Raw genomic sequence first — 12,032 nt, forward strand, 5'->3', positions numbered from 1 at the left:
CATCGTTTTTGACGGAAGGAAATCACATGAAACAACAGATTGGCCTGATCGGCGTCGGTTTGATGGGACACGGTATCGCGCGCAACATCCTGAAGCACGGCTATCCGCTCACGGTCGTCGAGCATCCCGGCAACCAGCCGCTCGACGAGCTGTTGCGCGGCGGCGTCCGGACCGTGAAGACGGCGCGCGAGCTGGCTCAGGAAGCGGACGTCGTCATCCTCTGCGTGACGGGTTCGCCGGAGGTCGAAGCGGTGCTCACCGGCGAGCAGGGCGTATTGGCGGGATTGAAGGACAACGCAATCGTCGTCGATTGTTCGACGGCCGTGCCGGAGTCGACGGTCAGGATGGCGCGGCTCGTCGAGGCCGCCGGCGGCCGTCTCGTCGACGCACCGATGACGCGCGGCGCCAGGGAAGCGCACGAAGGGCGGCTGAACCTGCTGGTCGGCGCGACGCCGTCGTTGTTCGACGAGGTGCGGCCAGTGCTCGCGTGCTTCGCGGAAAACATCACGCGGGTGGGTGAGCTCGGTGCGGGACACAGCATGAAGCTGCTGCACAACTTCGTGTCGCTCGGGACCATTGCACTGCTGTCGGAAGCCGTCGCCTGTGCGAAGCGCTCGGGCGTGGACACGGCGGTGCTCGCCGAGGTCCTCGCAAACGGCGGCGGCGGCGGGGTCGCGCTGAACCGGCTGCGTCCGTTCCTGGCGTCCGGCGACACGTCCAGCCTGCCGTTCCATATGGCGAACGCGTTCAAGGACCTGTCGTACTACTCGGCGATGGCGGAAGGGGCGGACGCGGCCCATGCCATTGCCAGTGCCGTCACCGATACCTACCGGGATGCGGTGACCAGCGCCGGTGCGCATTGCCCGGTGCTCAAGTTGTCCGATGTGCTTGGGGCGACGGTGGCAGCCGACGAGGGCGAAGCGCGGTAGCTGCGCATACAGCCCGGCTGGTGTGCGGGCTGGACGGACTGCGGGTGGCAATCAGGTCTGCTCCCGGTGTGCGCGTCGAAGCCGCACATCGGTGCGCCGGTCGCGCGGCAGGTTCGATTCGCGCCGTGTCGGGAAGGTGGCGGAGCCGGCGCGGATCCCCGCTACCGCTTGCGCTTCCGCCGCCGAAAGAAATGCCAGAACATCGCGGTCGCGTCCGGCCCGGTGGCCGAGTGGAACGCTTCGCGCGGATCGCCGCCGCTCCATGCGTGCGCCAGCCGGCGAACGATGCAGACCCGCACGATCACCCGGCCGCTGCGCAGATAGTCGGTGTATTCGGCGCCGTCGTCGGCGTACGTGTGCTGCTCGCCGACGCGCAACTCGCCGTGTTCGTCGACGAGCCGGTTGAGTCGCGCGAATGCCACGCCGAGCTGCATCGCGTTGGGTTCGGCCACCACCGTATCGAGTCCGCCGTGCATGACGAGCGCGGGCATGCCCGGATACGCACGAACGTCGACGCAGGTGTCGACCACCTGTACCGGATCGTCGCGCAGCCCGCGCCGCATCACGCTCATCGCGGCCATGGTCGACAGTGGCGGCGCGATGGCCGGGCCGGAGTGCAGGCCGACGGCCGCGAACAGGTCGGGAGACTCGATCGCCAGCCGCGCGGCCAGCCCCGCGCCGGCCGACATGCCGGCCAGATACACACGGTCGCGATCGAACCCGCGCTCCTGCACGATCGCCTCGATCAGCGACGCGATCGCCGGCGCTTCCGAATGCGATGCATCGCCATGCCAGTGCCAGCAGCGATGCGAATGGGCGGTCTTCGCCTGTTCGGGAAACAGCACGGCAAACCCGGCGCGCTCCGCGATGCGGCAAATGCGCGTGCCGGCGGCGAACGACTCGGCCGTCTGCTTGCAGCCGTGCAGCATCACGACGACGGGCATGCCGACGGTCGTCGCCGGCGCGACGGGAAGATACAGCCCGTACGCGAGATGGTTGACGAAGCGGCCGGCAGCCGGGCGGGCCGAATGGAACGAACGCAGCCACGTGCCGGGCGCCTGGTTCGGCGTTGTTCGTGCGGCGGGGGCCGGGCTCGCGGGGCGCGTCGCCTGTGTGCCCGCGGGGCGCTTGGTGGTTCGCTTGGCCGACGCGGCCGGTTTGGCAGGCTTCTTCCTGGGCCGCGTACTCGTCGCGGCGGAAAGCAGATCGAAAGGCCGTAGCCAGAGACTGGATTTTTTCCTGGGCATGGACGAATCTCGTGCCGTCGACACGCGCCACGGGATGCGGCGCAGCCGGCGGTCGGATGGAAGTCGAATGCGGGCCGCGCGCGATGCGTGCTGCGGGAAGCGTTGGTGTCGAAACCGCCGACCGTGGACGATCAGCCGGTCATCGGCCGGCCGACGACATGCCACGCGACATCTTCACGGAAGCGGTGCGATTCGGCGCCGCGACACGGCATGCTAACAGGCGTCGCTTGTGGCAAGTGCGATGGTTCCGTGACGTCTCGATGAACGGTTCGACCCTACCGCGGGCTGCGTCGAACCGGTATGCTCGACTTCTTCCATGCACATCCAGCGAGCGGCCTCGCGATGAACCTTGCTTTCTCCCCGACGACGCAAGCCGACGCGGACGCCCTCGTCGCGATGCGTATCGCCGCGATGCGCGACAGTCTCGAGCGCATCGGCCGCTTCGACCCGCAGCGTGCGCGTGAGCGGTTTCTCGCGTCGTTCGATCCTGCGTTGTGCCGGTTCATCGAATGCGACGGCGTGCGTGCGGGCTTCTTGCTGGTGCGGCCGAACGCCGATCACTGGCTGCTCGATCACCTGTACGTCGCGCCCGGGCAGCAGGGGAAGGGTATCGGCGCGGCCGTGCTGCGCGAGATTTTCGTGGAAGCCGATGCGCAGCGGATGCCGGTGCGTGTCGGCGCGTTGCGCGGCAGCGCATCGAACCGGTTTTATCAGCGGCACGGTTTCGTGCAGACCGATGAGGCGCAATGGGATATCTACTACGTGCGGGAACCGGGCGCGCCCGTGCGCGCGGGTTGAATTCCGTCATCGCGGCGTGCATGCCGCGAGAGCGGCATCGACCGGATTCTTCGGGCCGGAGGCCAACGGCTTGCGGATCGACGAAGCGCATCATCGGCCCGCCACTGGCGCGGAGGGGCGCGTCGCACCCGTGACCCACGTCGGTCGAGCAGCGTTTTGCCGCGCTTGTCGAGCGACTCGAGCGGCGGGGCGACGTTACGCGGCTTGACGTCGTGGCGCGAAATGCCGTCGCATGATCACGACCAGCAACGCAATCATCGCGACCGGCGCCACATGAAACGGCCACTGGAACAGGCCGTTGCAGAATGCCAGCACGGGCGTCATCCATGCCAGGCCGATACCCGCCCGGTCGATGGCGGTCAGGTCGTCGTGTTTCGAATCGTGCAGCAGCAACGCGATCGGGAGGCCGAGCCAGACCAGATCGTAGCTCATCATATACGGCTGCATGAGCAGGCTGGCGACCACGAGCGCGGCGGCCCGCAGTTCGAACCGTGCGTGACCGGCCCACAAACACGCCGCGGAGACCGCGGCCGGAATGGCAACGGCCAGGTGCAACGCGTGCGCGCCGAGCACGGGGAGACCGGCCATTCTCGCCATGGCGAACACGGTGGGCATGCCTGCCCAATGATCGTCACCATGGTGCAGCGCCGCCCGGCTGAATTCCGGCAGGTAGGAAGCGAACGCGCTCCAGGCATCGACGCCGAGCACCGCTGTGCTGCATGCGAGGAACGCGACGCCGAAGACGCCTGACGCGAACAGCATTCTCCAGTGACGTCCGCAAACAAGCGCGACTGGAAACAGGACGCCGAACTGCGGTTTGATCGCCAGAAAGGCGAGACATGCGCCGGCGCGGACCGGCGCTGATTCGATCAGCACGAGTGCGCCGCCGGCCGCGGCCGCCGTGAGCAGCGAATTCTGACCGGCGTAAATCGCGACGGCGACGCCGGGGAACGCCGCAGCCACCCAGCGCCTCGGCGTGCCGATATCGCGACACAGACGCGCGATGGTCGCGCCGTACACGCCCACGCCGAGCGCCGTGAACAAAGCGACGGCATGCGCGAATTTCAGTGTGCCGAACGGAAGAAGGGCCAGCAGGAAGGTCGGCGGGTACGGAAACGGCGCGTATCCGATCACCGGCCGGACCTGCGCCTCGACGGGCAGCATCCACGCGGCCGAGAATACCGCCGATGCGCCATGTTCAATGGCGACCCGGGCAGCAGCCCAGAAAATTCCGAAGTCGATTCCGACCATCGGAGCGGTTCGGTCGTCGAGTACGTAATATTTGACGCCCCAGATGGCGAGGGCGGCAATTTGCATGACAAGCGCGGCACACGCATAGAGCGACGTGCGACTGACACGCGTGAGTGCGTTATCCCACGTGCCCACGATCGTTCCCCCCGATCATCAGCGTGATATTGGATGGCTGACACGGCAAGCGCGCCCCTGCTCGCGTACCACGTCGACCGATCCTACGCCAACCCGGGATGAGCGCCTATCCGGTCGTGACCCGGCTACCGCCGGTCCAGCAACGTGTCGCTCAGCACGCTGAACGCCGCGCCCGGCAACGCGCTCAGTTGTTCGACGACGCTGCTGACCGGATAAAACGACACCACCGAATCGTCGAGAATCCCGACGCCGATCAGCTCGACGCGCTGTTCGCGCAGCGCCTCGACGCGTGCGCGCAGGTCGGTGCGCAGGATCGCCGGGTTGCCGTCGCCGGTGGCCGGATAGCCGTCCGACAGCACCATCAGGATGCGGCGGCGCGCGCGCTTCGACAGCAGCCGTTCGGCGGCCCAGCTCAGTGCTTCGCCGTCGGGGTTCTCGTGCCCGCATTCGATGCAGGCGAGCCCGCTCGGATTGTCCGAATCGAAGCGCTTGTACACGCGCAGGTCGAGCCGTTCGACGAAGCGGTTGTAGCCGAACGTGTCGTGGCCGCCGTCGAGCCAGCGCTGGTAATGCGCGCGCATCGCGGCGTCCTCGACGGAACTGTAGCCGAGCACTTCGCAGGCGAAACCGAGCTGCATCAGCGCATCGCACAGCGCGGCCGCGCAGAGCGTCGCGAGTTCGATCTTCCTGCCGGCCATCGAGCCGCTGCAGTCGAGCAGCAGGCTCACGGCCGCGTCGCGTCCGGGCGCCGCGCGCGTGACGCGAAACGGCGTGCGATAGCCGGGCGTGGTCGCCACGCGCACGAGCGATGCGCGATCGAGCTGCCCGCGTTCCTGTTCGCGCCGCCAGTGGGTCTGCTCGTCGACTTTCAACGCGCGTTCGAGCCGCATCCGCAGCGGCTCGGTCTGCGCGCGCGCCGTGCCGCGCAGACGATGCCAGCGCGCCGGTTCGCCCTTGCCGGTGAAGTCCGTCACCGTATCGAAGGCCGTGGTCAGCGGAATCGAGAGGAGCGGCCGGTTCTCTGCGGACAGACGGATCGTGCCGGGCGCCGCATCGCCTGGCGCCGGTGTCCCGGATGACGACGCCGTTTCGGCGATCGCGCCGGCGGCGGAGTCGGTGGCGGCGGGCGCGCGTGCGTCGTCCGACGCGCCGGGTTCGTCCGCGTCGAACTCGGCGGCGATCGCGTCGCTGTCGAGCGTGCTGCCCGGATCGGCGGCGAACATCATGGTGTTGGCGCCGGTCGACGCGAGCGCGCGAACGCGCGCCACGATCCGCCGCGCGGCCCCGATGCTGTCGGCAGTCGATGCCGCGGCACGTGCTTCGTCGACGAGATCGGCGGTGGCCGCGATGGTCGCGTCGAGCGACGGCACGTGCTCGATGGCGGTCGGCGGTTCGTCCCACAACGCGCGTTCGATGCGCCACAGCAGCTTGTCGCGCCACGCGAGCGTTGGCCATCCGCGCAGCGTGTCGGCGGCGGATGCCGCACGCATCCGGATCAGGAATCGCTGCGCACCGGGATACAGCGCAACGAGGCGTCCGGCCGCGCGCCGGTCGTCGATCGCCTGCGCGATGCGTTGCACGACGGGCGAGGTTAGCGCGGCCACGGACTCGATCGCGCTGAAGCGCGCGCGGGCCGCATGGAGATCGACGAAGCCGGTGATCGCGTCGTCGTCGATGGCGCCGTCGAGCAGCGTGTCGGGCAGCACGAGCCGGTCGCGCTGCAGCAGCGGCCCGTGGCTGGCAAAGCGCACGTCGATCCCGTGCCGTTGCGACAGCGTGCGTGCGAGCCGGGTCAGGTGAACCGCGCGCGCGTCGTCGTCCCGGTCCATCGCGTCAGGCCTCGAAGTCGATGTGGTGACGGATGATGCTGCGAATCAGCGCCGCGTCTCCCGGGCCGACCTTCGCATAGATCGTCGGGCCGGCGGCCGATTCGGGGTCGCCGGTGCGCAGCATCAGTTCGGCCCAGTCGAGCAGACGGCGGGTCGAGAACGCGCTGGCGAGATCCTCGCGGACGAACGCTGCACGGCAGTCGGCGGCGATCGCCGCCAGCGTCGCGGCCATCGCGGCGGACATGCGCGGGCCGAACGTCTGCTGCAGCACCTGCGCTTCGTCGTGCGGCGGCAGGTAGTCGAGGTGGTACACGCGCCAGCGGTCGAGGAACGCCTCGTTCATCACGTTCGCGCCCTGGTACAGGTGCCGGAACTGCCCCATCGCGCCGATCGCGTTCGCGGTCGCGAACAGCCGGAACGACGGATGCGGGACGACGATCTCGTTGCCTTTCTCCTTCAGCAGCAGGCGGCCGCCGGGTTCGAGCACGGCGGTCAGCACCGCGAGGATCGCCGGCTCCGCGAAGTCGATCTCGTCGACGATCAGCCACAGCCCTTCGCGCATCGCGGTCGGCAGCACGCCGTCGACCCAGATCGTTTCGCCACCCTTGACGGTCCAGAAGCCGACGAAGTCGCCGACCGTGGTCTGGCCGTTCATGTTCGAGCGCAACACGCCGTGACCGGTCCGCGCGGCGACCTGTTCGATCAGGCTCGTCTTGCCGGTGCCCGTATGACCGATCAGCAGGATGCGGCGGTTTTCGACGATGTCGTCGAGCACGCTGGCCGCGCGGGTGGTCAACAGGTAAGCAGGATTGAGCGGCGGAACGAGCGGGCCGCCAGGGCCGCGCGGCATCGGCACGCCGCCGACCGGCACGGCGTGCACCGCGTCCTGCGAGGCGGCCGGCCGGGCAGCCTGTGCGCGGCGCAGGTCGTGCATGAAGCCTTCGCGAAGGGCCGGGGAGGCGTGCTCGCCGTCGCCGTCGTCTTTGTCGCGGCGGGCGAAGCCTTCGTGGTGCCACTTGCGCAGCTTTGCGTCAAGGTTGTCCGCATCGACGACCGTATCGACCGACGTGCTGCCGTCGGGCCGGTGATGCTGGATGCGGAACATGTGCGCGCGCTCGGAGCGGCTGACGACCCATTGTCCGGCGGACGGATCCGCCAACTGCCGATAGACGCCGAGGAGCGACGGGGCGGAAGGTGCGTTGTCAGCGGTTGCGTTCATGGTCGAGAGCGGAAAGGAACGGCGGAATCGGCGGGCCGGGCAGGCGCTGGCTGCGCTCGATGCGAACCGCGTGGGCCGTGCCGGCCGGATGCCACGAAACGCATGAGCGGCGAACCGGAACGTCACGTCCCCGGTGCATGCTCCGTACTGTATCGCATTGGATCAATGCCGGGTCCGGCCGCGGGCGGCGCTCGGGAATGGCGGCTCAGGTGCTCTGGCGGGGTGCGAAGCCGACACTGGCGGCTGCGACGGCGGGCGGTGTGCGGTGCGACGGGGCGTCGACGGTCGGTGCGGCGTCGAGCGCCGGCACGCGCTCGCTCATTGCCCACTCCGTGCCGCGCAACCGGGCGGTGACACCACACATGCGCATGGGTGGCGCTTCACCGATACGTCCACAACCGATGCATCAGAAACGTCGTCGGCGGAATCAGCAGCGCGATCGCGACGATGCTCCAGCCGCGCGGCACGTCGAGCAGCTCGGCTGTGCGCGCGAGCACCATCGTTTCGGTGAAGCCGGCCAGCGCGACGACCAGAAAGCGTCGCAGGTTGCGCGAATGCACCGTCGACGAGAAGCTCCACAGCGTATTCGCGAGATACGAGAACACCGTCGCGCAGATGAACGCGACCGCGTTCGCGATGACCTGCGTGGCATCGAACAGCGCGTACATCGTGCAGGCGATCAGCGCGTGAAGGGCGGTCGAGCAGAGCCCGGACAGCCCGAAGCGCGCCAGCCGCACGCGTTCGGCATAGAGCAGCGCGAGCATCGTCGCCTCCGTGCGTCAGCGCGTGCCGACCCGCGCGCGGGCCGGCTGTACGCGGCGGCGTGCGATCGGGCGCCGCGCATCGCGCGCGACCGGCAGTTCGGTCACCTTGCTGTGCGCCTGGTACCGGCGGCGAATCAGGTAGACGGGCCGTTGCTTCGACTCGTCGTAGATGCGGCCGATGTACTCGCCGACCACGCCGATGCCGACGAGCTCGATGCCGCCGATGAACAGCGTGACCGACAGCAGCGATGCATAGCCGAGCACCGGATTGCCGAACAGCAGCGTGCGGCCGACGATGAACGAGCCGTACAGGAACGCGAGCGCGGCGATGCCGACGCCGATGTAGGTCCAGCTGCGCAGCGGCACGGTGCTGAAGCTCGTGATGCCTTCGAGTGCGAAATTCCACAGCTTCCAGCCGGAGAACTTCGACTGCCCGGCGCTGCGTGCGTCGCGCTGATACTCGACGATCACGGTGCGGTAGCCGACCCACGCAAACAGCCCTTTCATGAAGCGATGCCGCTCGGGCAGGTTGCGCAGTGCGTTGACGACCTTGCGGTCCATCAGCCGGAAGTCGCCGACGTTCTCGGGCAGCTTCACGTCCGACAGCAGGTTGTGCACGCGATAGTAGACGGCCGCGGCGGTGCGCTTCGCGAACGAATCGCATGCACGGTTGCTGCGCTTCGCGGCAACGACTTCCGCGCCGTCGCGCCAGTGCTCGAGCATCACCGGAATCAGGCTCGGCGGATCCTGCAGGTCCGCGTCGAGCGGAATCACCGCATCGCCGGCGGCTTCGTCGAGGCCGGCCGTGAGCGCCGCTTCCTTGCCGAAGTTGCGGGTGAGGTCGATCACGCGTACGCGGCGATCGGTCAGGCTCACCCGGATCAGGCGTTCGAGCGTGTCGTCGCGGCTGCCGTCGTTCACGCAGACGATCTCGAAGCGGATCGCGTCGAGGCCGGCCATCAGCGGAATCACGACGTCGAAGAAGTGCTCGACGGCTTCGCCTTCGTTGTAGAACGGCACGACCAGCGAGACGAGTGGCGTATAGAGCGGTTCGCGCATGATGGTTTCCCCCTGTGATGACGCGTCAGCGATCGGTGCCGAAGGTCGGGCGGCCGATGCGGCGCAGTCCGTGCGCCGGGCGGTGGTGCGGTCGGACCGAATGCGTGAAGCCGGTGTCGGTCGTGTTGTCGTGTGCGTCGGGCATCGACGGTACGTCGTGCCGTTCCTGTGCGATCCGGCTGACGAGCAGCGCGAGCGAGGCAAGCGTGACGAGCGGCATGAACTGGAACGCCAGATGCGGCACCAGCGCGAGGCCCGCGAGCGGCATCGCCCACATCAGCATCAGCCATTCGCGATCGAAGCGCCGCCAGCCGTGCGTCCAGGCATAGCGCGCGTACCACGCGATCACGAGCCCGTACCAGGTCAGGTCGTAGTCGTACAGGTAAGGGCTGACGAGCAGGCACGCGCACGCGACGGTCGCGGCGCGCAGCGCGTAGGAACATGCGCCGCGCCATGCGTAGACGACGGCGCCGGCGGCGAGCGCGGTGGAGAGCAGCTGCAGCGCGCGCGCGACGGTGGCGGGCCAGCCGGCCATCGTTGCGAGCGCGAACAAGGTCGGCATGCGTGCGAGCTTTGCCTGGCCGGTGCCGACGACGTGGTACGCGTCATGGATGCCGTGCGCGAACGCGACCCACGCGCCGATGCCGAACACGAGTGTCGACAGCGCGACGCTGCCGGCGATCGTCGCGGCCCATGCGACCAGTGCGCGCCACTGCCCGGCGCACAGCAGCGCGAGCGGCAGCAGGATCGCGAGCTGCGGCTTCATCGTCAGCATCCCGAAGCAGATGCCGGCGACGACCGGGCGGCGATTCAGCACGAGCAGCCCGACGCCGGCGAGCGTTGCCGTGAACAGGCTCGTCTGCCCGACGATCAGCGTGAGGAACGCGGCCGGGAAGGCGAGCGCGCAGAGCAGCGCCGCGTCGCGCTGAACGGTCGCGCGGATCGTCACCGCGAACAGCACATAGGTGGCGGCGAGCCACAGCACGAGCGCGACCAGATACGGCAGCCAGCCGAGCGGCAGCACGAACAACAGCATGGTGGGCGGGTAGAGCCACGGCAGCGTGCCGTGCGCGACGTTCATCGTCGGGACCGCGAGCTTCTCGATCGCGAACAGCGTGGGGAAATGCCAGGCGTCGATGGCGTGTCCGTGGGCCGCGAGGCGGGCCGCGCTCCAGATCGGCGAAAAATCCTGCGACAGCGGCTCCAGCACGCCCGTATGCGAACGAGACAGGCGGAACAGCGCGATGGCGATGGACAGCAGCTCGATCATCAGCGCCCCGCCGGCGTAAAGGAGCACGCGTTCGCGGGTGAGCCAGTGCGGAAAGCGGCGCGGGCCCGCGATCGGCAGCTCAGGGTGCGCGTCGATGGCGCTCGACGGATGTCGGAGCGAGAGCGGCGTTTTCATTGCGGCTTCCGCGGCGCGAGCGTCGCGCGACGCACGACGACGAACAGCATCGCGAGCAGCACGAGCGGGCCGATCTGCGGCAGCTTCATGACCGGGTTGAAGAACTCGAACCCGGGCAGCAGCCATGCGGCCACGATCACGATCTGGTCGCCGGGCAGCCACCCCTCGTCGAGCCCGTACGCGATCAGGCAGAAAACCGCGATGCCCAGCCACGTCAACTCGTAGTGCCACAGATACGGCGTGATCAGCAGCGTCGCGATCGCCAGCGCTGCGCTGCGCAGCCGCATGTCCTGCGTGCGACGCCACACGTTGATCGCGGCGGCGAGCGCGAGCAGCCCGATCGCCGCTTGGGCGGCGAGCGCTACCGGTTGCGACGTGCCGGCGAGACGAAGGGCCGCGAACGACGTCGGCGAAGCGAACCAGTAGGCGGGGAGCATGAAATGCAGTTCGCGCACGGTCGATAGCGTGTGACTCAGCCCCGTCAGCGACTGGGTGCCGGACAGGGCGACGCCGGCCGCCGTGATCAGGATGGCCGTGAATGCGGCGGACACGAAGGGACGCCACGCGCGCGTCGCGATCAGCACGAACGGAAACAGGATCGCCATCTGCGGTTTGATCGCGAGCAGCCCGATCAGCATGCCGGCGACGATCGGGCGGCGGCCGAGCTGATAAAGCGCGAGTGCGGCGATACCCGCGGTCAGCACGCTGTTCTGCCCCAACAGGATCGACGTAAACACGGCGGGGTACGCGAGTAACACGAGCGCCGCGGCACGCGGGACGGGAAGGTGCGTGCGCAACCCGGACAGCCGCGAGATCGCGTACGCATAGCATAAAAGACTGCCCGCGGAAAAGAGGAAGTAAGCGGGCAGGAAAGGCACAAGGGCAACCGGAACGACGAACAGCAGCATCGTCGGCGGATAGAGCCAGGGCAGCGATCGGTAATGTCCGAATGAACCGAACTGCGCGACCTCGGCATGAAAGAAGGACGTCGGATCGTAGACGGCGGCGGCGTGGCCATGCAACGCGAGGTGCGATGCTGTCCAGAAAACGGAAAAGTCGACGGCCGGCAGTGCGGTGCCGGGTGCCGTGAATCCCTTCGTCACGGCGGCCCAGGTGACGAGCACGGCGATGCAGAGCATCAGCATGATGCAGCTGTACGGAATGATCCGGTCTGCCGTCAGCCACTGAGCACAGCGTATTGCGCGATAACGCGTTCCACGATTGGCTGTGTACATGATGCCCCGTCTTGTGTGAACGCTGCGTGGTCGGTCGCAGCCGTTTTGTGTTGTCGTGTGTCTCCGGATCGATTCGCACTGCATGGCGTTGTCCGGTGAATGCATTGTTGAAGAAAAAATCGCATGAAGCAAACCGCGTATTGAAAGGCGCGATACCGATT

General features: G+C 68.1%; 10 protein-coding genes. 2 read left to right on the top strand and 8 right to left on the bottom strand.

All coding sequences use genetic code 11. The features are described from left to right. Window positions 1-26: 26 nt before the first annotated feature. Window positions 27-929, top strand: a complete 903-nt coding sequence (locus tag BX604_RS23850; RefSeq protein WP_098553310.1) for an NAD(P)-dependent oxidoreductase — start codon at window positions 27-29, stop codon at window positions 927-929. Window positions 930-1,090: 161 nt separating this feature from the next. Here the strand turns inward: BX604_RS23850 and BX604_RS23855 are convergent, their stop codons facing one another. Next, window positions 1,091-2,176, bottom strand: coding sequence for an extracellular catalytic domain type 1 short-chain-length polyhydroxyalkanoate depolymerase (locus BX604_RS23855; protein ID WP_098553311.1), 1,086 nt, complete (start codon window positions 2,174-2,176; stop codon window positions 1,091-1,093). A gap of 342 nt (window positions 2,177-2,518) precedes the next feature. Here BX604_RS23855 and BX604_RS23860 point away from each other — a divergent pair, with 342 nt between their 5' ends. Continuing rightward, the gene (locus BX604_RS23860; protein WP_098554013.1) at window positions 2,519-2,974 is read left to right on the top strand and encodes a GNAT family N-acetyltransferase; all 456 of its coding nucleotides are present in this window, start codon (window positions 2,519-2,521) and stop codon (window positions 2,972-2,974) included. Between the two features lie 195 nt (window positions 2,975-3,169). Here the strand turns inward: BX604_RS23860 and BX604_RS23865 are convergent, their stop codons facing one another. The 7 genes from BX604_RS23865 to BX604_RS23895 all read right to left on the bottom strand — a co-directional run bounded on the left by BX604_RS23865 (window position 3,170) and on the right by BX604_RS23895 (window position 11,871). Beyond that, window positions 3,170-4,291 carry a glycosyltransferase family 87 protein gene (locus BX604_RS23865; RefSeq protein WP_098554014.1) on the bottom strand — a complete coding sequence of 374 codons (1,122 nt, stop codon included), beginning with the start codon at window positions 4,289-4,291 and terminating at the stop codon, window positions 3,170-3,172. Between the two features lie 194 nt (window positions 4,292-4,485). Then, window positions 4,486-6,189: a cobaltochelatase CobT-related protein gene (locus tag BX604_RS23870; protein ID WP_098553312.1), complete on the bottom strand. Its 1,704-nt coding sequence runs from the start codon at window positions 6,187-6,189 to the stop codon at window positions 4,486-4,488. A gap of 4 nt (window positions 6,190-6,193) precedes the next feature. Beyond that, a complete protein-coding gene (locus BX604_RS23875; protein ID WP_098553313.1) occupies window positions 6,194-7,408 on the bottom strand; it encodes an ATP-binding protein in 1,215 nt (404 codons plus the stop codon). Window positions 7,409-7,788: 380 nt separating this feature from the next. Then, a complete protein-coding gene (locus BX604_RS23880) occupies window positions 7,789-8,172 on the bottom strand; it encodes a GtrA family protein (protein ID WP_098553314.1) in 384 nt (127 codons plus the stop codon). Between the two features lie 15 nt (window positions 8,173-8,187). Further along, complete coding sequence (locus BX604_RS23885) at window positions 8,188-9,231, bottom strand: glycosyltransferase family 2 protein (protein ID WP_098553315.1); 1,044 nt, start codon at window positions 9,229-9,231, stop codon at window positions 8,188-8,190. 25 nt (window positions 9,232-9,256) lie between these two features. Further along, entirely contained in the window at window positions 9,257-10,636 is a 1,380-nt protein-coding gene (locus tag BX604_RS23890; protein WP_098553316.1) for a glycosyltransferase family 87 protein, read from the bottom strand. Further along, a complete protein-coding gene (locus tag BX604_RS23895; RefSeq protein ID WP_098553317.1) occupies window positions 10,633-11,871 on the bottom strand; it encodes a glycosyltransferase family 87 protein in 1,239 nt (412 codons plus the stop codon). The genes BX604_RS23890 and BX604_RS23895 overlap by 4 nt, the downstream gene beginning before the upstream one ends. Window positions 11,872-12,032: the final 161 nt, after the last annotated feature.

Source organism: Burkholderia sp. JKS000303, from assembly GCF_002563755.1.
GTDB lineage: Bacteria > Pseudomonadota > Gammaproteobacteria > Burkholderiales > Burkholderiaceae > Burkholderia > Burkholderia anthina_B.